The 20167-nt window shown below is 76.5% G+C and carries 18 protein-coding genes and 1 pseudogene; 13 read left to right on the forward strand and 6 right to left on the reverse strand.

Annotated features, from left to right (window positions below; genetic code table 11):
- Positions 1-20: 20 nt before the first annotated feature.
- The 5 genes from AC5K6T_RS11240 to AC5K6T_RS11260 all read left to right on the forward strand — a co-directional run bounded on the left by AC5K6T_RS11240 (position 21) and on the right by AC5K6T_RS11260 (position 5779).
- On the forward strand, positions 21-1640 hold the full coding sequence (locus AC5K6T_RS11240; protein WP_493208074.1) for an ATP-binding cassette domain-containing protein: 1620 nt from the start codon (positions 21-23) through the stop codon (positions 1638-1640).
- Between the two features lie 136 nt (positions 1641-1776).
- Positions 1777-2094 carry a DUF6158 family protein gene (locus AC5K6T_RS11245; protein ID WP_493208075.1) on the forward strand — a complete coding sequence of 106 codons (318 nt, stop codon included), beginning with the start codon at positions 1777-1779 and terminating at the stop codon, positions 2092-2094.
- A 430-nt stretch (positions 2095-2524) separates the two neighbouring features.
- Positions 2525-3217 (forward strand): hypothetical protein, encoded by a 693-nt coding sequence (locus AC5K6T_RS11250; RefSeq protein WP_493208077.1) that lies wholly within the window; start codon positions 2525-2527, stop codon positions 3215-3217.
- A gap of 184 nt (positions 3218-3401) precedes the next feature.
- Positions 3402-4649 (forward strand): aminotransferase class I/II-fold pyridoxal phosphate-dependent enzyme, encoded by a 1248-nt coding sequence (locus AC5K6T_RS11255; protein WP_493208079.1) that lies wholly within the window; start codon positions 3402-3404, stop codon positions 4647-4649.
- Positions 4646-5779, forward strand: coding sequence for an MBL fold metallo-hydrolase (locus AC5K6T_RS11260; protein WP_493208081.1), 1134 nt, complete (start codon positions 4646-4648; stop codon positions 5777-5779). The genes AC5K6T_RS11255 and AC5K6T_RS11260 overlap by 4 nt, the downstream gene beginning before the upstream one ends.
- A gap of 112 nt (positions 5780-5891) precedes the next feature.
- Here the strand turns inward: AC5K6T_RS11260 and AC5K6T_RS11265 are convergent, their stop codons facing one another.
- Both AC5K6T_RS11265 and AC5K6T_RS11270 read right to left on the reverse strand, forming a co-directional pair.
- On the reverse strand, positions 5892-6512 hold the full coding sequence (locus AC5K6T_RS11265; protein ID WP_493208083.1) for a DedA family protein: 621 nt from the start codon (positions 6510-6512) through the stop codon (positions 5892-5894).
- A complete protein-coding gene (locus AC5K6T_RS11270) occupies positions 6509-7282 on the reverse strand; it encodes an MBL fold metallo-hydrolase (protein WP_493208085.1) in 774 nt (257 codons plus the stop codon). Before AC5K6T_RS11270 ends, AC5K6T_RS11265 begins: the two co-directional genes overlap by 4 nt.
- Positions 7283-7366: 84 nt before the next feature.
- On the opposite strand from AC5K6T_RS11270, the gene AC5K6T_RS11275 reads away from it, so the two are divergent.
- From AC5K6T_RS11275 to dnaK, 4 genes are all read left to right on the forward strand, one after another.
- Positions 7367-7804 carry a hypothetical protein gene (locus AC5K6T_RS11275; RefSeq protein WP_493208087.1) on the forward strand — a complete coding sequence of 146 codons (438 nt, stop codon included), beginning with the start codon at positions 7367-7369 and terminating at the stop codon, positions 7802-7804.
- 121 nt (positions 7805-7925) lie between these two features.
- Entirely contained in the window at positions 7926-10046 is a 2121-nt protein-coding gene (locus AC5K6T_RS11280; protein WP_493208089.1) for a phage holin family protein, read from the forward strand.
- Positions 10047-10155: 109 nt separating this feature from the next.
- The gene (locus AC5K6T_RS11285) at positions 10156-10581 is read left to right on the forward strand and encodes an OsmC family protein (RefSeq protein WP_493208091.1); all 426 of its coding nucleotides are present in this window, start codon (positions 10156-10158) and stop codon (positions 10579-10581) included.
- A gap of 400 nt (positions 10582-10981) precedes the next feature.
- Entirely contained in the window at positions 10982-12907 is a 1926-nt protein-coding gene (gene dnaK, locus AC5K6T_RS11290; RefSeq protein WP_493208093.1) for a molecular chaperone DnaK, read from the forward strand.
- Positions 12908-13022: 115 nt separating this feature from the next.
- On the opposite strand, the gene AC5K6T_RS11295 is transcribed toward dnaK, so the two are convergent.
- The 3 genes from AC5K6T_RS11295 to AC5K6T_RS11305 form a co-directional block, all read right to left on the reverse strand.
- Positions 13023-13529 (reverse strand): nitrate reductase molybdenum cofactor assembly chaperone, encoded by a 507-nt coding sequence (locus AC5K6T_RS11295; RefSeq protein ID WP_493208095.1) that lies wholly within the window; start codon positions 13527-13529, stop codon positions 13023-13025.
- A 256-nt stretch (positions 13530-13785) separates the two neighbouring features.
- The gene (locus AC5K6T_RS11300; protein WP_493208097.1) at positions 13786-14595 is read right to left on the reverse strand and encodes an SAM-dependent methyltransferase; all 810 of its coding nucleotides are present in this window, start codon (positions 14593-14595) and stop codon (positions 13786-13788) included.
- A 274-nt stretch (positions 14596-14869) separates the two neighbouring features.
- Complete coding sequence (locus AC5K6T_RS11305; protein WP_493208099.1) at positions 14870-15733, reverse strand: Sco1979 family transcriptional regulator; 864 nt, start codon at positions 15731-15733, stop codon at positions 14870-14872.
- A gap of 384 nt (positions 15734-16117) precedes the next feature.
- On the opposite strand from AC5K6T_RS11305, the gene AC5K6T_RS11310 reads away from it, so the two are divergent.
- From AC5K6T_RS11310 to AC5K6T_RS11325, 4 genes and pseudogenes are all read left to right on the forward strand, one after another.
- Positions 16118-16423, forward strand: a complete 306-nt coding sequence (locus AC5K6T_RS11310) for a 4a-hydroxytetrahydrobiopterin dehydratase (protein ID WP_493208101.1) — start codon at positions 16118-16120, stop codon at positions 16421-16423.
- A gap of 37 nt (positions 16424-16460) precedes the next feature.
- On the forward strand, positions 16461-17198 hold the full coding sequence (locus AC5K6T_RS11315; RefSeq protein ID WP_493208103.1) for a class I SAM-dependent methyltransferase: 738 nt from the start codon (positions 16461-16463) through the stop codon (positions 17196-17198).
- 116 nt (positions 17199-17314) lie between these two features.
- Positions 17315-17701 (forward strand): annotated as a pseudogene (locus tag AC5K6T_RS11320) (cellulose binding domain-containing protein); the annotation flags it as partial.
- Positions 17702-18012: 311 nt separating this feature from the next.
- Complete coding sequence (locus tag AC5K6T_RS11325; protein ID WP_493208105.1) at positions 18013-19065, forward strand: class I SAM-dependent methyltransferase; 1053 nt, start codon at positions 18013-18015, stop codon at positions 19063-19065.
- 264 nt (positions 19066-19329) lie between these two features.
- Here AC5K6T_RS11325 and AC5K6T_RS11330 read toward each other — a convergent pair whose 3' ends face one another.
- A complete protein-coding gene (locus AC5K6T_RS11330) occupies positions 19330-20166 on the reverse strand; it encodes an aldo/keto reductase (RefSeq protein ID WP_493208107.1) in 837 nt (278 codons plus the stop codon).
- Position 20167 lies beyond the last annotated feature (1 nt).

Below are 20167 nucleotides of genomic sequence, written 5' to 3' on the forward strand. Positions count from 1 at the left end.
CGACCGCACAATGCCTGACCATGGGACATCTGGAAGCCGCGCACCTCGAGTACCACCTCCCCGACGGGAGGACCCTGCTGGGCGACGTGTCCTTCCGGGTGGGGGAGGGCGCCGTCGTCGCCCTCGTCGGACCCAACGGCGCCGGCAAGACCACCCTGCTCCGGCTGCTCTCCGGAGAGCTCCGGCCGCACGGCGGCGGCGTCGCGGTCAGCGGCGGGCTCGGCGTGATGCGGCAGTTCGTCGGCTCGGTCCGCGACGAGACGACCGTCCGCGACCTGCTCGTCTCCGTCGCCCCGCCACGCATCCGCGACGCGGCCGCCGCGGTCGACGCCGCCGAGCACGCCCTGATGACCGTCGACGACGAGGCCGCCCAGCTCGGCTACGCGCAGGCCCTCGCCGACTGGGCGGAGGCACGCGGCTACGAGGCGGAGACCCTGTGGGACGTGTGCACCACGGCCGCGCTCGGCGTCCCCTACGACAAGGCGCAGTGGCGGCTGGTGCGCACCCTGTCCGGCGGCGAACAGAAGCGGCTGGTGCTGGAGGCGCTGCTGCGCGGCACGGACGAGGTGCTGCTGCTCGACGAGCCCGACAACTACCTCGACGTGCCCGGCAAGCGGTGGCTGGAGGACCGCCTGAAGGAGACCCGCAAGACCGTTCTGTTCGTCTCCCACGACCGCGAACTGCTCTCCCGCGCCGCCCAGAAGATCGTCTCCCTGGAGCCCGGCCCGGCCGGTGCCGACGCCTGGGTGCACGGCGACGGCTTCGCCACCTACCACGAGGCCCGGCGCCGGCGCTTCGCCCGCTTCGAGGAGCTCCGCAGGCGCTGGGACGAGCAGCACGCCCGGCTCAAGAAGCTCGTACTGACGCTCCGTCAGGCTGCCGAGAACAGCCCCGACATGGCCTCCCGTTACCGCGCCGCGCAGACCCGGCTGCGCAAGTTCGAGGAGGCCGGACCGCCGCCCGAGCCGCCCCGCGAGCAGGACATCCGGATGCGGCTGAAGGGCGGCCGCACCGGTGTCCGCGCCGTCACCTGCGAGGGACTCGGGCTCACCGGCCTGATGCAGCCGTTCTCCCTGGAGGTCTTCTACGGCGAGCGCGTCGCCGTCCTCGGCTCCAACGGCTCCGGCAAGTCGCACTTCCTGCGGCTGCTCGCGGGCGAGGACGTGGCCCACACGGGGGAGTGGCGGCTCGGCGCACGGGTCGTGCCCGGCCACTTCGCGCAGACCCACGCCCACCCCGAGCTCGAGGGCCGCACCCTGCTGGACATCCTGTGGAAGGAGCACGCCCAGGACCGCGGCGCGGCGATGTCCCGGCTGCGCCGCTACGAGCTGACCGGCCAGGCCGAGCAGAGCTTCGACCGGCTCTCCGGCGGCCAGCAGGCCCGCTTCCAGATCCTCCTCCTGGAGCTCCGGGGCGTCACCGCGCTGCTCCTGGACGAGCCCACCGACAACCTCGACCTGGAGTCCGCCGAGGCCCTCCAGGAAGGCCTGGAGGCGTTCGAGGGCACCGTCCTCGCCGTCACCCACGACCGCTGGTTCGCCCGCTCCTTCGACCGCTACCTCGTCTTCGGCAGCGACGGACGGGTCCGGGAGACCCCCGAGCCGGTGTGGGACGAGCGCCGGGTGGAGCGGGCCCGGTAGCCCCGCCCCGCCGGGCGCTCCCGTACGCGGAGCCCGCCGCCCGGTTTGTCCGTACAGTGGAGGCAGAGGAGCGAGGCCGGCGGTCCGCTCCCGGACACCGCGCGGACGCTGCGCTCCGGGCCGGTGCCCGAACGGCATGGACGAACACGACGAGCGGGGCACCACCATGACCGGAGTCGACCCGGGCCGTCTGGACGACCAGCAGCTCATGAGAGAGCTGGAGACGATCCACCGCACGCGCCACGACACCCTGCTGTACGGCTCGAACGACGCCCTGCGCGTGCACAACGAGCGCATGGCGCAACTGGAGGGCGAGTACCTGCGCCGCAATCCGCGCCGGTCCGTCTCCGCCGGCCGGACCCGGGACGGCGCCCGCGACCGGGCACACGTCGACGGCGACCCCCGTACCCCGGTCGGCAAGTGGGGCTCGGGAGCGGGCTCCGCCCGGCGCTGACCTTCCGCACGCCCGGCCCGGCAGAGCCGGCCCCCCGGTCCACCCGGTGCACCCTGTTTACGCGGTCCGGCACCGCGGCGCGGACGGGGCGGCCCCGCGGACCGGTGATCACCCTGCCGGAGGAGCCTGAGCCGCCGCCGCCGCCACCACCGCCACCACCGCCGCCACCGCCGCCGCACGCCGGTGCCGGGGCGGGCGCCGGTGACACCCCGCACCGCCGCCACGCCCCGGGAGGCGGCGGCACGGCACGGTGCGGCGCGGTGCGGCGCGGCCGCGGGGAGCACGGGGCGGTGTCACCCGGTCGGGCGCGCGCGTCCCCCTGATGGTGCCCGGCCGCGCGCGGCGCGCGGCCGGGCGGGCTGTCATGGCTGGGGGCGCTGTCACCCGCGCCGCCAGCCACCCCAGCCCGCCCGGCCGAGGAGCCCGCCGTATGCGCCGCACCGCCCGTGCCCTGTCCGCCGCCCTCGTCGGTGCCGCGACCGGTGCCGTCCTGGCTGTCGCCGCGCCGCCGGCGGCGGCCGGTCCGGCGGCCGGTCCGGCAGCCGGTCCGGTAGCCGCTCCGGCCGCGGAGGTGAACCCCGCCACCGCGCAGCCCGGCGGCACCGTCACCGTCTCCGTCTCCTGCGACCACACCGACGGCGACCCGCCGCCGGACATGGAAGCCACCTCCGACGCCTTCGAGGAGGTCACGGTCGCGCTCCATCTGGTGCCCGACGACGCCGACGCGGTGTCCGGCCCGGCCTACCGCGGCACCGCCCGCATCGCGTCCGCCGCCGACCTGGAGAGCGATCCCGCGGGCCTCGGCCCGGACACCGCCTGGACCGTCGAGGGCACCTGCCCGCCGCCGGACGGCCGGGGCAAGCCCTGGAGCGCCACCTTCACCGTCACCCGCGAGCCCGGCCCGCACCCCTGCCCCACCCCCCACGGTCCGGCCTGTCCGCCCGCACCGCACACGCCGCCCGCACCGCCCGCACCGCCCGTCGAGCACGGCGTACGGGCCGGGGCGGGCGGCGCGTTCACCGGCTCGGTGCCCGCACTCGTGGCCGGCGGGCTGTTCGTCGCGGGGGCCGTCGCCGGTGCCGTGTACCGGCTGCGCCGCCGGAGCCCGGCCCGGGACACCTGACCCCGGCGGGCCCGGCCCGGCAGGCCTCTCCCGGCCCGGCACGGGGACGCCTGACCCGGTGCCGCGCTGGGTACGCAGAGCCCCGGGAGGCCGACGGCGCCCCGTGCGGCACACGGACCGCGCCCGCGGGCCCCGGGCACGGCGACAGGGACAGACGCACGGCGGGCAGCACACGGAGGTGGGCATGCGGTGGACGGACGCTCAGGGACACGGCTCCGTCCGGTACGGGCCGCCGCCGCCCGACGACGGCCTGCCGGTGCTGCCCGAGCTGCGCGGCGCGCTCACCGCCGCGGCCGGCCGCCCCGGTGCCGAACCGGTCGGCGGCGGGCCGCGCCTGCTCCGGGCCGCCGCCGGCTACTGGGACCGGCGAGGACTGCGGACCGACCCCGGCCACGCCGCCGCCGGCCCCGGCGCGCCCAGTCTGCTGCTCGCGCTGACCGCCGCGCTCGGCGGCGACGTCCTCGTGCCCCGGCCCTGCGCCGCCTGGTGGGCACCGTACGCCCGGCTGCTGGGCAGACCCGCGTACCACGTCTCCACCCCCGCCGAGTGCGGCGGTGTGCCGGACCCGTACGCCCTGCTGGAGACCGTGCGCCGGGTCCGCGAGGAGGGCGGCGAACCCCGGCTGCTCGTGGTCTCCGTGGCCGACGACCCCACCGCCACCGTCGCCCCGCCCGAGCTGATCCACGAGACGGCCGAGGCCGCGGCCGCCGAGGGACTGCACCTGGTCAGCGACGAGACCTGGCGCGACACCGTGCACGCCCCGCCCGCCACCGTGCTGCTCAGCCCCGCCGAGATGCTCCCCGACCGGGTCACCGTCGTCACCGACCTGGCCGGAGCGCTGCTGCCGCCCGCCTGGCCCGCCGCCGTCGCCCGCTTCCCCGCCGGGGCGGCCGGGGTCCGGCTCCGCGCCCGCGTCCTCGACATCCTCACCGCCCTCGGCGCCGGTGTGGCGGGCCCGGTCGCCGCCGCGGCCGCGCACGCCCTCGACGAGCCCCGGCCGGTCACCGACCGGGTGGCCGCAGCCGTCCGCCTGCACGCCCGCCTGGCCGCCGGCCTGCACGCCGCCGTCGTCGGTGCCGGGGCCCTCGCCCGCCCCCCGCAGGCGGGCCGCCACCTCTACGCCGACCTCGGCCCGCTGCGTGCCGCGCTGTCCGCGCACGGGGTGGGCGACGCGCAGGAACTGGAGGACTTCCTCACGGCCCGCCTCGGCATGCCCGCACCCGGCGGACAGCGCTTCGGCGACGACCTGGCCGCACCGCGGGTCCGGCTCGCCACCGGCTCCCTGCTCGGCGGCACGGACGAGGAGCGCGCGCACTGCCTCACCTCGCCCCGGCCGTGGGAACTTCCGCATGTGCGACGTGCTCTGACCACCGTGCGGACGGTCTTCGACGATCTCCGCGAGGACGCCAGTCGATGGGAGCCCTCTCGATGACGCAGCAGCCCGAGCCGTCCGGTCCGAGGGCGGGTGCCGCCGCCGCGGGGCCGGGCATCCGGGAGACCCCCGCCGGGCCGCCCCCGCGGCCCGGCCCGGCGGCCTCCTTCGGCCCGACCACCCCGTCCGGTCCGGCGGGCCCGCCCCCGGCCGAGCCGCCCCCGGCCGAGCCGCGCCCGCCGGGCGAGCGCCGGGTGTGGCCGCGCACCTTCCACCACCGGCTCACCGCCCCGCTGCCGGGCCTGAAGGCGCTGGCCCGCTTCGCCCGCGAGGGCTCCGTACGCCCCGGCGCCGCGGGCCTCGCCGACGTCCCCCGGCTGCCGTACGAACCCGGTCCGCTGCCCCGTGCCGACGCCCGCACGGTCGCCGTGTCCTGGGCCGGACACGCCAGTTGGGTGCTGCACATCGGCGGGCTGACCGTGCTCACCGACCCGGTCTGGTCGCGCCGCATCCTGGGCACCCCGGCCCGGGTCACCCCCGTGGGTTTCGACTGGAGCGCGCTGCCGCGGGTGGACGCCGTCGTCATCAGCCACAACCACTACGACCACCTCGACGCGCCGACCCTGCGCCGACTGCCCCGCGGCACCCCGGTGTTCGTGCCCGCGGGCCTCGCCCGCTGGTTCCACCGCCGCCGCTTCACCCGCGTCACCGAGCTGGACTGGTGGGAGGCGGCCGAACTCGACGGCGTCCGCTTCGACTTCGTCCCGGCCCACCACTGGTCCAAGCGCACCCTGACCGACACCTGCCGCAGCCTGTGGGGCGGCTGGGTCCTCACCGCCCCCGACGGCAGGCGGGTCTACTTCGCCGGGGACACCGGCTACGGGCACTGGTTCTCCCGCATCGGCGGACGCTACCCGGGCATCGACCTCGCCCTGCTCCCCATCGGCGCCTACCACCCCCGCTGGTGGCTGAGCGACGTCCACTGCGACCCGGAGGAGGCCGTGCGGGCGGCCCGGGACCTGGACGCCCGCAGAATGGCCCCCATGCACTGGGGCACGTTCATCCTCTCCGCGGAGCCGGTGCTGGAGCCGCTCACCCGGGTGCGGCGGGCCTGGCGCGCGGCGGGCCTGGACCGCGACGACCTGTGGGACCTGCCCGTCGGCGGCTCGCGCGTGCTGCCCGAGCGCTGAGGGCGGAGCCGGCGCCCTCGGGGCAGGTGCCCTCAGGGCAGGCGCCCCGGCACCGGGCGGGGGCCCGGCCCGGCGGCAGGGGCGCCCGAGCCGGACGCGCCGCCGGACGGGCTCACTCCGCCGGACGCCACCGCCGCCGCACCACCGGGGCCGCGCTGATCACCAGGGTGAGCGAGATCGCCGCGACCACCCCCTGCCACGGCTCGGGGAACAGCGACCCGCCGAGAATGCCGATCAGCTGGTAGGTCAGCGCCCACGCCAGGCACGCGGGCAGGTTCCCGCGGACGAACCTGCGGATCGGCCACTCCGCCAGCAGACACGCCAGCATCACCGGCAGCCGGCCGGCGGGCAGCAGCCGGGACAGCACCAGCACGGACACCCCGTGGTCGGCCAGCTTCGACCGCGCCCGCTCCAGCCGGTCCTCCGGCGCGCGCGACCGGATCGCCTCCAGCCAGCGCGAGCCGCCCCGCGACCCGACCCCGCGCCGCCCCAGCCAGTACAGCGTCAGATCGCCCAGGAACGCGGCCACCGACGCCGTGACGAACACCAGCACCAGCGAGAACGGGGCCGTCTGATGGAACGCCACCACCGCCGCCGAGGACACCAGCGCCCCCGTCGGCACCACCGGCACCAGCGCCCCGGCCAGCACCAGCAGGAACAGGGTCGGATAGCCGATGGCCTGCTGCGTCGACTCCGCGGGCACCGCGGTGGAGGCCTCCGCGAGCCACCTCACCGCGCCCCCTGGACCCGCACGTGCTCCCCGTGCGCCAGCCGGTGCACCCGCACACCCGGCGCGCGCTCCGCGGCCAGCCGTACGAACTCCTCGCCCGGCGCGTGGAACTCGTGCGGGCGGACCGCGTCCAGCCCGATCGGCCAGTACGTGCCGTAGTGCACCGGCACCGCGCTGCCCGCACCCAGCCGGGCCAGCGCCCGCGCGGCCAGCCCCGCGTCCAGATGCCCCTCCCCGAGGTACGGTCCCCAGCCGCCGACCGGCAGCAGTGCCACGTCGACCGGCCCGACGTCCTCGGCCATCGTGTCGAACAGCCCGGTGTCCCCGGCGAAGTAGGTCCGTGCCTCGCCCGCCACCACGTAGCCGAGCGCGGGCGAGCGGTGCGGCCCGACCGGCAGCCTGCGCCCGTCGTGCGCCGCGGGCACCGCGCGCACCAGCAGCCCGCCCGCGCGCACCGTGTCACCGGGAGCCACTTCCTCGATCCGCAGGTGGCCGAGCCGGCGCAGCGAGGGCACGGCCCGGGGCGCGCCCCGGGGCACGAGCAGCAGGGTTCCCGGCGCGAGCCGTGCCAGCGACGGCACGTGCAGATGGTCGGCGTGCAGATGCGACACCAGCGCCACGTCCGCCCGCCAGGCCTCCGGCGGCGGCAGCGCGCCGCGCCGTCGCCGCAGGTGCGCCAGCCTGCGGGCGAACAGCGGGTCGGTCAGGACCCGGGTGCCCGAGTCCGCGACCGTGCAGCTGGCGTGCCCCCACCAGGTGATCTCCACCGGCACCCGTCCGCCCCTTTCGCACGACTCCCCCGAAGCCTACGTGCAGGAGTAGGGTCGGCGGCGAAACCCGGAGGTGAGGGGGACGCCATGGGAACGCCGCAGGGTGTCTTCGGACGGCCGGACGCCGAGGTCGTCCAGGTCACGGCCATCGCGAGCCTGACCCCGCTGGAGGAACTGGAGGCCGATCCGTTCCTCGTGGACTCCCGGGGCCAGCACGCCATGTGCGCGCGCTGGGCCGCCGAGCGCGGCTACGTCGTCGCCCGCGAGCTGCTGGTGCGCCGGCTGCGGCCCGACCACCTCGCCCTGTGGGACGGCGTCCGGCCCGGACGCGACCTGTTCGTGGCGCCCAGCCGGCGCGTGCTGGAGCGGGCCCTCGCCTCGCTGGAGGAGTTCGCCGCCGAGTGCGCCCGGCGCGGGGTGCGGGTGGAGACGGTGGGCAGCGCCGAGCCGTCGTACGACGCCGGTATGAAGGCCCTCGTGCACCGCAGGCTGTCCATGCCGACCGCGGGCTACGACGGCCGCTGACGGCGTGCCGGGCCCTGCCCCGCGGCCGGTACGGTCCGGCCCCGGGCCGGTCACGGCAAGCGGTGTGACACGCTGGACAGCGGGCCCGCGGCGGCGGCGGGCCGGGACGTGAGGTGTGCGCGTGCGGGGACGGCGTTGGCGGCGGGCCGTGAGCCAGATCGGCCGGAGCACCGCGGTGTGGGCCGTGTCCACGCTCACGATGCTCGTGCTGGCCGGCCTGCTGCCCGACTTCCAGCTCCAGTCCGCCGACGGCGACAGCGCCACCCGGATCGCCGTCACCGCCGCCCTCGGCGCGGGCGCCTTCGGCCTGCTGTCCGCGCTCGTCTGGCCCCTGCTGGTACGGCTGCTGCTGCTCGTGCCGGCCCTGGTGCTCGGCCTGCTGGTGTTCTTCCTGAACGGCGGTCTGCTGCTGCTCGCGCTGCGGCTGAACCCGGCCGAGGCGGGCGCCGCCGCCTGGGAGACCGCGGTCGTGGTGGCCGCCGTGATGTCCGCGGTCGCCTCCGCGACCGGCGCCGCCCTCGCGGTGCGCGACGACGACGCCTACCGCCGCCGCCTCTACCGCCTGGCCCACCGCCGCCACCGGACCCGCCCGGCCGGCCCCGCCGCCCCCGGCACCCTCTTCCTGCAACTGGACGGCGTGGGCCACGACGTCCTCGCGGACGCCGTCGCCCAGGGGCTGATGCCCACCGTCGCCGGCTGGCTGCACGGCGGGCCGGACGGCCCCGCCACCCACCGGCTCACTCCCTGGCGCACCGACTGGTCCAGCCAGACCGGCGCCAGCCAGCTCGGCATCCTGCACGGAAGCACCTTCGACGTGCCCGCCTTCCGCTGGTACGAGAAGGACCGTGGCGTCGTCATGGTGTGCAACCGGCCCAGCAGCGCCGCCGAACTCCAGCGCCGCGCCGTCCAGCGCACCGGGCGGCCCGGACTGCTCGGCGCGGACGGCGCCAGCCGCGGCAACCTGTTCAGCGGAGGCGCCGACGAGCAGGCCCTGGTGCTGTCGATAGCCGCGCGCCGGCGCAGCCGTGAGACCCGCTCCCGCGCCGGGTACTTCGCCTACTTCTCCGATCCGGCCAACGCGGTGCGCACCGCCCTGTCGTTCGCCGCCGAGGCGGGCCGGGAGATCGGCCAGTCCGTCCGGGCCCGGCTGCGCAGGCAGCGGCCCCGGGTCGGCCGCGGCGGGCTGTACCCCTTCGTCCGGGCCTTCGCCACCGTCGTCGAGCGGGACGTGGTCGTCGCCGCCGTGACCGGCGACCTGCTGGCCGGCCGCACCGCCGTCTATGCCGACCTCGTCGCCTACGACGAGGTGGCGCACCACTCCGGGCCGCGCAGCCGCGACGCCCTGCAGGTCCTCGCCCGGCTCGACCGGTCGCTCGCCCTGATCGAGAAGGTCGCCGAGCACGCCCCCCGCCCGTACCGGCTGGTGCTGCTCTCGGACCACGGCCAGAGCCCCGGCGAGACCTTCCGCGCGCGCTACGGACTCGGCCTCGCCGACCTCGTGCGGGCCGGCTGCGGACTGCCGGTGCCGCGCCGGGCACGCCGTACGCACAGCGGTACCGAGGCCCGGGCGGCGGTCCGCGCTGCGCTGCGCCGCCCCGTGGAGGAGGGCGCCGGCGAGTACCGCCCGCCGCGCCGCGCCGAGCCGGTCGTGCTCGCCTCCGGCAACCTCGGCCTGGTCTCCTTCCCCGACGTGCCGCACCGGATGACGCGGGAGGAGATCGAGGCCCGCCACCCGGCGCTGCTGGCGACCCTCGCCAACCACCCCGGCATCGGCTTCCTCCTCGTGCGCAGCGAGCGGCACGGCGGCGTGGTGCTCGGCGCGCACGGCGCCGAGGTCCCCCTCGCGGAACTCGCCGACGGACGCGGCCCGCTGGCCCCGTTCGGGCCCGGCGCCGCCGAGGCCGTCCGGCGCACCCACGGCTTCCCGCACACCGCCGACATCATGGTCAACTCCTTCCACGACCCGGCCGACGGCGAGGTCCTCGCCTTCGAGGAGCAGATCGGTTCCCACGGCGGCCTCGGCGGCCCGCAGGGCCGGCCCTTCCTGCTGCACCCGGTCCAGCTGTCCGCGCCGCCCGGCCCACTCGCGGGCGCCGAGCACGTCCACCGGCTGCTGCGCCGGTGGCTGCGCGAGGCCGGCGGCACCGCGGCGGTCCCCGGGGACCCGCCCGCCCGCACCGAGGGCGGAGCGGCGCCGCTGTCCGTGCCGGGCGACGGGCTGGTGCCGGACCAGAGCGGCTGACGCGCGATGTTCCGGGTGCTCCGGGTGCGGTGCGCCGGAATGTGGTCCGATAGGGCGTGGCCCCCGGGCGGATCCGGGACCGCCCAGAGAGCCTCCGAAAGGAAGAACCGTGGCAACCACGCGCTCCGCACACACGGTGTGGGAAGGCAACCTGCTCCAGGGCAGCGGTGTCGTCACCTTCGACTCCTCCGGCATCGGCACGCAGCCGGTGTCCTGGCCGTCGCGTGCCGAGCAGGCGGACGGCAGGACCAGCCCCGAGGAACTGATCGCCGCCGCCCACTCCAGCTGCTTCTCGATGGCGCTGTCGCACGCCCTGGCCGGGGCCGGCACCCCGCCCACCAGGCTCGTCACCTCGGCCGACGTCACCTTCCAGCCGGGCGAGGGGATCACGGGCATCCACCTGACGGTCGAGGGCACGGTCGAGGGCATGGACGGCGACGCCTTCGCCGAGGCCGCCGAGGGCGCCAAGGCCAACTGTCCGGTCAGCCAGGCGCTGAAGGCCGTCCCGGTCACCCTGACGGCGAAGCTGGTCTGAGCTGCCCTCTCCGCGTGTCGCACCCGCCGCGGGGCCCGTCGTCCACGGGCCCCGCGGCGCTTCGCGGCACGGGCGCGTCCCGCACCCCGGCGGGGGCGCGCCCCGGGCGCGGCGCCCTCGGCGGCCGCGCTGCCGGAACCCGGCGTGGCGGCCGGCGCGGCGGTCGCGGCCCCCGGCGCCGGCACGGCGTCTGCCGGGCGGTCCTGCGGTGCTCTCCGGGCCGTGGCACGGCGGTTCCGCGGCAGTCGCACGGCGGTCGCAGGCCGGTCGCACGGCGGTCTCCGCGGCGGCCGGGCGGCAGGCGCCCGCGGCGCGGGCGGGGCCCCATTGACAAGCTCCCACTCAAGTTTTGTGCTGGAGGTGCAGGCGGTCGGGCAGGCCCTGGCGGAAGGGGACGGCGATGGCACGTGCGGTCGGGATCGATCTGGGCACCACCAACTCGGTGGTGGCCGTGCTGGAGGGCGGTGAGCCCACCGTCGTCCCCAACGCGGAGGGCGCCCGCACCACACCCTCCGTGGTGGCCTTCGCCAAGAACGGCGAGGTGCTCGTCGGGGAGGTCGCCAAACGGCAGGCGGTGACCAACGTCGACCGCACGGCGCGCTCGGTCAAACGCCACATGGGCGACACCGGGTGGCGCTTCCCGGAGCAGGACTCCGTGGACGGCACCCGCTACCGGGCCCAGGAGCTGTCCGCCCGGGTGCTCCAGAAGCTCAAGAGGGACGCGGAGGCGTATCTCGGCGAGGACGTCTCCGACGCGGTCGTCACCGTGCCCGCCTACTTCGACGACGCGCAGCGGCAGGCCACCAAGGAGGCCGGCGAGATCGCCGGGCTGAAGGTGCTGCGGATCGTCAACGAGCCGACGTCCGCCGCCCTCGCCTACGGCCTGGACCGCGGCCAGGAGCAGACCGTCCTCGTGTTCGACCTCGGCGGCGGCACCTTCGACGTGTCGCTGCTGGAGATCGGCGACGGCGTCATCGAGGTCAAGGCCACCAACGGCGACACGCACCTCGGCGGCGACGACTGGGACCAGCGGATCGTGGAGCACCTGGCGGCCGGCTTCCGCAGCCACCACGGCATCGACCTCACCCGGGACAGGATGGCCGTGCAGCGGCTGCGCGAGGCCGCCGAGCGCGCCAAGATCGAGCTGTCCAGCTCCTTGGAGACCCACCTTCACCTGCCCTACGTCACCGCGTCCGCGGAGGGCCCCCTGCACCTGGAGGAGACGCTCACCCGGGCCCGGTTCCAGGAGCTGACCGCCGACCTCCTCGACCGCTGCCGCAAGCCCTTCCACCAGGCCGTGAAGGACGCGAGGGTCGAGCTGTCCGCGATCGACCACGTCATCCTGGTGGGCGGCTCCACCCGGATGCCCGCCGTCGCCGACCTGGTCCGCGACCTCACCGGCAAGGACCCGCACAAGGGCGTCAACCCCGACGAGGTGGTGGCGGTGGGCGCCGCCCTGCAGGCCGGGGTGATCCGCGGCGACGTCAAGGACGTCCTGCTGCTCGACGTCACCCCGCTGTCCCTCGGCATCGAGACCAAGGGCGGGGTCATGACCCGGCTCATCGAACGCAACACCACGATCCCCACCCGCCGTTCGGAGATCTTCACCACCGCGGAGGACAACCAGCCCTCGGTCGGCATCCAGGTCTACCAGGGCGAGCGCGAGATGGCCGCGTACAACAAGAAGCTCGGCACCTTCGACCTGACCGGCCTGCCGCCCGCGCCGCGCGGGGTGCCGCAGATCGAGGTCGCGTTCGACATCGACGCCGACGGGATCATGCACGTCTTCGCCAAGGACCTCGCCACCGGCCGCGAGCAGAAGATGACCGTCACGGGCGGCTCGGCGCTGCCCAAGGACGACATCGACCGCATGGTGCGGGAGGCCGAGCAGTACGCCGAGGAGGACCGCGACCGCCGCGAGGCCGCGGAGACCCGCAACCAGGCCGAGCAACTCGTCTACCAGACCGAGCGGTTCCTTCGCGACACCACCGACGGCATCCCCGCCGCCACCCGCGAGGAGGTCGAGTCCGCCGTCACCGCGCTGAAGGCGCTGCTCGACCGGAACGCCGGCACCGGCGAACTGCGCACCGGCGTCGAGCGGCTCGCCTCGGTCAGCCAGAAGATGGGCCAGGCGATGTACGCGCGCACCCGGCAGCAGGCCGACGGCGAACCGTCCGCCCCGCCGCCCCCGCAGGACGACGACGGCGTGGTCGATGCCGAGATCGTCGACGACGAGCGGGACCCGGGCGGGGCCGGCGGCGCGGACGGCGCCGGAGAGCACCGGGACACCCGGAGCGGGCGGGACGCCCGGGACGGCGCCGCGTAGCGCGCGCGGCGGCCCGCGACGGCGGCCGCGAGCCGCGGCAGCTCGCGGCCGCCGCTACGGGACGGTGGGGGCCGGTGACGGCGGCGCCGTCACCGGCCCGCGCCCGGCCGGGGACTCACGGGCGCGCTCCGGCCGGGGCGGGCGGCAGGGTGGCGCACACCGCGTCCAGGACGCACGCGTAGGGGGTGCCGAGCCCGGACAGCCGGGCACGCAGCCGCTCCAGGCCGGCCCGGTGCTCCACCAGCAGGGCCACGTCGCCGGTGCGGGCCGCGAACTCCAGCACCGCGGGCAGGAAGTCGGGCAGCTCCCCGTCCTCGACCTCCAGCCCGTGCGCCCGGTAGGCGTCCTCGAACCGCTCCGGGACCCGGTCGGACGGGCTCTGGGAGCTCGGGGCGCCCCCGTCGCTCCACCGGCTCAGGTAGAGGCCGTCGCGGTGCCCGCCCTCGAAGACCCGCAGGTAGTCGGCGGCCAGCACCCGGTCGGGCGTGACGGCGGCGTGGTCGGTGAACTCCCGTAGCTGCGGGGCTGCTTCCCGCAGCAGCGGCAGCCGCGTCCGGAACCCGTCGTCCGGGAACGTCAGGCAGAGGGCGGCCGCCTGGTACAGCACGGCGTCCGAGGGCATCGGGTCCTCCTGGTCCGGGGGCGCCGCCGGCCGGCCGCGACCGGCCCGACGGGCGCGGTCCGCGGTCCGCACACGTACGCTCCCTTGCTCGCCCGGTGGTTCGACTCGAACCTAGGGGCGGGCGGGGGAGCGCACCCGTCCACGGCCTCCGTTCGGGTCACCCGGCGGGCACCGCCCGGACCGGTGCGCCCGGACCGGTGCGCCCGGACCGGTGCGCCCGGACCGGTGCGGCCGGACCGGCGCCCGGCGCGCTCCGTCAGGGCTTGCGCGCCACGCCCGCGTACACCGGCACGATCCCCTCGGCCTGCGCCGCGACGTCCTCCTCCTGAGGGCGCCAGCCGTGCACCGGGATCAGGCCGGGGCCGAGCAGCTCCAGCCCGTCGAAGAAGCGGGCGAACTCCGTCAGCGTGCGCGGGAAGAAGGGCGTGCCGCCGCGCCGGAAGTTCTCCGCCGCCTCGGCGATCGCCTCCGGATTCAGGTCGGGCGTGACCTGGGACAGGATGAGGTGGCTGCCGGGCGCGAGCGCGTCGACGTACCGTCCGAGCAGGCCGTACACGTCGTCGTCCAGGTCGTCCAGGTAGTGGGTGAGCGCGACCAGGGACAGTGCGACCGGCTCGGCGAAGTCGAGGGACTGCCGGGCCCGGTCCAGCAGCGCGTCGGCGTCGCGGACGTCGGCGTGCACGTAGTCGGTGCTGCCCTCGGCGGTGCCGCCCAGCAGCGCTTCCGCGTGGCGCAGCACGATCGGGTCGTTGTCGGCGTACACGACCCGGGCGGCCGGGTCGACCCGCTGCGCCACCTGGTGCAGGTTCGGCTCGGTGGGAATGCCGGTGCCGATGTCCAGGAACTGGCGGACACCGGCCTCGGCGACCGTGCGCACCGCCCGGTGCATGAAGCGGCGGTTGGCGCGGGCGCCGCGCACCACGGTGCCGTCGACGGCGAGGATGCGGCGGGCCAGTTCCTCGTCCACCGGGTAGTTGTCCTTCCCGCCCAGCCACCAGTCGTAGACCCGGGCCGGGTGCGGTCGGCTGGTGTCGATACGGGGGGCCGGGGCGTCGGATCCGGTCATGCGCGGTGTGCTCCTCGAAGACGTGTCGCTGGATGGTGCCGTAGGTGGGCCCGCCGCAGGCGGCGGGGGGCGGCCGGGGCCTGCCGGCCGGGGGCGCCGTACCGCGGCCCCGGTGCCGCGGCAGGCGGCGTGCGCCCCGTCGCGACGCCCGGCACGCACGCCCGCCGCACCGCCCGCACGTCCGGGTACGTCCGGTACGAGGGCTTCCGGCCGGCCCGCCGGGAGCACGCACCCGACGCCGCTCCGCGACGGGCGGACGTCGCCTGCCGCGGCACTAGGAGCGCTCCCGGTACGCGCGGAGGATCTTCTTGGTGCGCCGGGCCGACGCCGCGTGCGCGGTGACGTGGTCCAGCACCTCCAGGTGCGCGGAGACCTCCTGGCGCGAGTCGAGGTAGAGCGCGCCGGTCAGGTACTCGGTGAACACCATGTCGGGAAGCTCGGGTTCGGCGAAGCGGAACAGCGAGAACGGCGCGTACGTCCCGGGGTGCGGGCCGCTCGCGAACTCGGCGATCTGGAGCGTGACCCGCTCGTTCTCGGCGGCCTCCAGCAGGCGGTCGAGCTGGTCGCGCATCACCTCGGGCCGGCTGGAGACGGGCCGCAGCAGCACGGTCTCGTCCATGATCACCCACAGGTGGGGCGGCTGGTCGCGGTCGAGCAGACGCTGCCGCTCCATGCGCAGTGCCACATGCCGGTCGACGGTCTCCGGCCCGTTCTGCCCGATCGTCCCGGCGCCCAGCACGGCGCGTGCGTACTCCTCGGTCTGGAGCAGGCCGGGCACGAAGTGCGGCTCGTAGGAGCGGATCAGGCGCGCCGCGCCCTCCAGACTCACGTACAGACTGAACCAGTCGGGCAGTACGTCGTGGTAACGCTGCCACCAGCCGGGCTGGTTGGCCTCCTCGGCCAGAGCGACGAACGCGGCCGCCTCCGCCGCGGGCACACCGTAGGTCTCCAGCAGCACCTGGACGTACGGGATCTTGAGGGTGACCTCGGCGACCTCCATGCGGCGCACCGTCGCCGGAGCCACCCGCAGCACCCGGGCCGCCTCCTCGCGCCGGAGCCCCGCCGCCTCCCGCAGCTCCTGCAGCCGCTTGCCGAGCACCACTTGGCCCACGGTGGGTGCGGGCCGCCGCTCGCTCACGCCACGCCTCCCCTGATGAGCCCGGAATCCGAGGGCAGTCTGCCATGCCCCGGGGGCCCGATCACCGGATGGCGGTGAGGTGCACGCCACGTTGCCGGGCGGGCCCGGGGCCGCCCGCCCGGTGCGGCGAGGGCGGAGCCCACCCGCTCACGACGGGCCCCGCCGGCCTCCTCCGGCCGCGGCACCGGGTGGCGGAGCCCGCGGCGCGGGAGGCGGCCGCCGGGTTGCCGGGGTGACGCGGACCCGGCGGCGGGCGCGGACACCGCCGCGGGCGCGGGCGGAGGCGAACGGGGCGCGTCCTGTGGACGACCGTGGCCGGGCCGGGCACGCTGGACGGGTACGCGTCCGACGGAGGTGACACCTCCGCCAGGAAGGAGCCCCGCCGTGGCCGTCGAACCCCTGTCGCAGAAGGAGATCGAGGACCGGCTGGCCGAGCTGCCCGGCTGGGCCGTCGAGGACGGCCGCCTCACCCGCACCTACCGCCTCGGCTCCCACTTCGCCGCCGCCGCGCTCGTCGTGCACCTCGCCCAGGTCCAGGAGGAGCTCGACCACCACTCCGACCTCACCCTCGGGTACAACACGGTCCGCCTGTCGGTGAACACCCACAGCGCCGGCGGGGGGCTCACCGAGCTGGACTTCCGCCTGGCGGGCCGGGCCGACGGCCTTGCGCCGGGGCACGGGGCGAGCTGAACCGGCCGAGTGGACTTCGAGGCACGGGGGGTGGGCCATGCTCGACTACGACAAGGAGGCCGGCGCCTACGACGCGCTGCGCGGCGGTGAACCCCGGGCCGCCGCCGCTGCCGAGGCGGTGCTGAGCCTGCTCCCGCCCGGCCTCGGCGCGCTGCTGGACGTCGGCTGCGGCACCGGCATCGTGACCCGCCGCCTGGCCTCCGCCCGGCCCGCCGCCCGGCTGGCCGGTGTGGACCTGGCGATGGGCATGGCCCGGACCGCGGCGGCGCGGTTGCCCGGCACGGTCGTGGTCGGCGACAGCCGCCGGCTGCCGTTCCCGGACGCCTCCTTCGACGCGGTGGTGAGTGTCTGGCTGCTGCACCTGCTCGACGACGCGGACGTGGGGCGGGCCGTCGCCGAGTGCTCCCGGGTGCTGCGGCCCGGCGGCGTGTGGGTGACCACGGTCGACAAGGCGGCCGCGCACAACGTGGGCAGCGACATCGACGCGGTGCTCGCGGCCCGCCCGCGCAGCCCCGCCCGCGACGCCGCCGGGACGGTCGCCGCCCGTGCCGCCGAGCACGGGTTCGCCCCGGCGGGCGAGGCCCGCTTCACCGGCCGGGGCCAGGGGCGCAGCCCCCGCCGCACGATCACCGACCTGCGCCGCGGCTGGTTCGTCACGCTGCCGCCCGGCGACCCCCTCACCGAGGACTTCGCCGCCCGCGTCGCCGGACTGCCGGACCAGGACGTACCCCGCCCGGACCCGGTGTTCAGCCTGCGGGCGTTCCGCCGGACGTAGGCGGGCCGGACGTAGGCGGGCCGGACCTACGCGGGCCGGACCTGCGCGGGCGACCCGCCGACCGGCCCGGACCCACGCGGGCGACCAGCCGACCGGCGACGCGTGGGCCGACCGGCATCGCGTGGAACGCGCGGGTCACCCGGTCCGGGACGGCCGTCATCGTCCGCGACGAGAGCGGCGACGGCACCCTGGCGACGGGCGGTTCGGTCAGCTTCCGGTTCCAGGCCGCCCACAGCGGCAGCACCGCCGTACCGGCCGCGTTCCCCCTCGACGGCGTCGCCTGCAATGCCGACTCCGGACCGGCCGACCCCGGGCCGGACCTGCGCGGGCGACCCGCCGACCGGCCCGGACCCACGCGGGCGACCAGCCGACCGGCGACGCGTGGGCCGACCGGCATCGCGTGGAACGCGCGGGTCACCCGGTCCGGGACGGCCGTCATCGTCCGCGACGAGAGCGGCGACGGCACCCTGGCGACGGGCGGTTCGGTCAGCTTCCGGTTCCAGGCCGCCCACAGCGGCAGCACCGCCGTACCGGCCGCGTTCCCCCTCGACGGCGTCGCCTGCAATGCCGGCTCCGGACCGGCCGACCCCGGGCCGACGGACCCAGGACCGGCCGATCCGGATCGACCGACTCCGGATCGACCGGCCGCGGGTCGGCCGAACCGGATCGACCGGCCGCGGACCGGCCGACCCGGATCGACCGACCCGGATCGGCCGGGTTCTGCCGTTCCGGGTTTTGCCGTTGCGGCAACGTCGCTGGCTCCTCGCCGGTGCGTCGGCGCACCCTGGCGGCATCCCGAGGAGAGGCTGACGACATGGCGCACGCAGAGCACCGGCACGGCGGACAGGGCCCGGAACACCACCCGGGACACGGCCCGGACGAGGGCCCGGACCACGGCCCCGGCCAGGGCTCCGACCAGGGGACGGCCCCGGAACCGGAGCACCGTCAGCACGGCGGGCACAGCCTCGGGCACGGGAGCCACGCCGGACCCGGGCACGGTCCGGGGAACCACCACCACGACACCACGGACATCGACTGGGCCGAGATGGGCCCGTTGCTGGAATCGCAGGCCGAACTGTTCACCCCGCTGTACGAGCACGCCCTGGCCTGGCTGGGCAAGCGGCAGACGGCCCCCGGCCTGGTCGTCGACGCGGGCAGCGGACCCGGAGTGGTGGCCGGGCTGCTCGCCGACACCTTCCCCGGCGCCCGCGTGGTCGCCGTCGACGCGAACGAGCCGCTGCTGGAGCGGGCCCGGGACCGGGCCGTACGGCTCGGCCACGCCGACCGCTTCGGCACCCTGGCCGGCGAACTGCCCGGCGTCCTCGGCGAGCTCGACTACCCCGCCGACCTGCTGTGGGCCAGCCGCAGTCTGCACCACCTCGGCGACCAGCGGGCCGCGCTCGCCGCGTTCGCCGGGCACCTGGCGCCGGGCGGCACCATCGCCCTGATGGAGGGCGGGCTGCCGGCCCGCTTCCTGCCCCGCGACATCGGCATCGGCAGGCCCGGCCTGCAGGACCGGCTGGACGCCGTCGAGTCGGAGTGGTTCACCCGGATGCGGGACTCGCTGCCCGGAGCGGTCGACGAGACCGAGGACTGGCCCGCACTGCTCGCCTCGGCAGGTCTGCGGCCCACCGGCAGCCGCACCTTCCTCCTGGACCTGCCGGCTCCCGCCACCGACCGCGCCCGCGGCTACGTCGCCGACACGCTGTCCCGGATCCGTGCGGCGATGGCGGAGGAACTCGACGCCGGGGACCGCGCGACCCTGGACCGGCTGACCGACCCGGACGACCGGGCCGGCGTCCATCACCGCCCCGACGTGTTCGTACTGGCCGCACACACCATCCACACCGCGACCCGGGCTCTTTGAGCCCTCCCCCGGCCGAAGCGGGGGACTCCTGGCTCAGCGAGCCCCCGCGCCCGGCGAACGCGAGGGCCCGGCCGCTCCCCGCCGGCCGGGCCGGCCGGCGGGGCAGGGCCCGGACGCGCGGCCCCGCCCCGGCCGGCGCGGTCCGTGCGCCCGGTTCCCGCGGCGCACGGTGCGCGGTCCACCCGCTCCCGCGGGCGGTCCGGGTCGTGCATGTCCGGGTCGTGGATGTCCAGGTCGTGGCAGTCCGGGGTCCGGCGGTCCGGGTCAGGCCATCGCGAACGTCGCCGGGTCCGGGCCCAGCCGCCGGTCCTCGTTGAGCGCGCTGATCGCGGCCAGGTCCTCGGTGTCCAGGCTGAAGTCGAACACCTCGATGTTCTCCCTGATCCGGGCCGGGGTGACGGACTTGGGGATGACCACGGTGCCCTGCTGCAGGTGCCAGCGCAGGACGACCTGTGCCGGGGTGCGGCCGTGCTTCTGCGCGATGGCGACCAGGGCCGGCACCTGGAGCAGGCCCTTGCCCTGGCCCAGCGGCGACCACGCCTCGGTGGCGATGCCCTGCTCCGCGTGGAAGGCGCGGGCGGCGTGCTGCTGGAGATGAGGGTGCAGCTCGATCTGGTTGACCGCCGGAATCACCGAGGTCTCGTCGATGAGCCGCCGCAGGTGCTCGGGCAGGAAGTTGGACACGCCGATGGCGCGGGCCCGGCCGTCGGCCAGGAGCTCCTCGAACGCCCGGTAGGTGGCGACGTACGTGTCCCGGGACGGCATCGGCCAGTGGATCAGGTACAGGTCCACGTAGTCGAGGCCGAGCCGGGCCAGGGACTCGTCGAAGGCGCGCAGGGCGGAGTCGTGCCCCTGGTCGCTGTTCCAGAGCTTGGTGGTGACGAAGACGTCCTCGCGGGGCAGCCCGGAGGCGGCGATGGCCCTGCCGGTGCCCCTCTCGTTGCCGTAGATCGCCGCTGTGTCGATGCTGCGGTACCCGGCCTCCAGCGCCGTGCCGACCGCCTGCTCGGCCTCGTCGTCCGGCACCTGCCACACGCCGTAGCCCAGCTGGGGCATCTCGACGCCGTTGTTGAGGATGATCGGGGGGACCTTGCTGCTCACG

Source organism: Streptomyces sp. B8-7, assembly GCF_058833805.1.

Coding starts and splice junctions, on each gene's coding strand:
- AC5K6T_RS11240 (WP_493208074.1), top strand. CDS start 21: ATGGGACATCTGGAAGCCGCGCACCTCGAGTACCACCTCCCCGACGGG.
- AC5K6T_RS11245 (WP_493208075.1), top strand. CDS start 1,777: ATGGACGAACACGACGAGCGGGGCACCACCATGACCGGAGTCGACCCG.
- AC5K6T_RS11250 (WP_493208077.1), top strand. CDS start 2,525: ATGCGCCGCACCGCCCGTGCCCTGTCCGCCGCCCTCGTCGGTGCCGCG.
- AC5K6T_RS11255 (WP_493208079.1), top strand. CDS start 3,402: ATGCGGTGGACGGACGCTCAGGGACACGGCTCCGTCCGGTACGGGCCG.
- AC5K6T_RS11260 (WP_493208081.1), top strand. CDS start 4,646: ATGACGCAGCAGCCCGAGCCGTCCGGTCCGAGGGCGGGTGCCGCCGCC.
- AC5K6T_RS11275 (WP_493208087.1), top strand. CDS start 7,367: ATGGGAACGCCGCAGGGTGTCTTCGGACGGCCGGACGCCGAGGTCGTC.
- dnaK (WP_493208093.1), top strand. CDS start 10,982: ATGGCACGTGCGGTCGGGATCGATCTGGGCACCACCAACTCGGTGGTG.
- AC5K6T_RS11295 (WP_493208095.1), bottom strand. CDS start 13,529: ATGCCCTCGGACGCCGTGCTGTACCAGGCGGCCGCCCTCTGCCTGACG.
- AC5K6T_RS11300 (WP_493208097.1), bottom strand. CDS start 14,595: ATGACCGGATCCGACGCCCCGGCCCCCCGTATCGACACCAGCCGACCG.
- AC5K6T_RS11315 (WP_493208103.1), top strand. CDS start 16,461: ATGCTCGACTACGACAAGGAGGCCGGCGCCTACGACGCGCTGCGCGGC.
- AC5K6T_RS11325 (WP_493208105.1), top strand. CDS start 18,013: ATGGCGCACGCAGAGCACCGGCACGGCGGACAGGGCCCGGAACACCAC.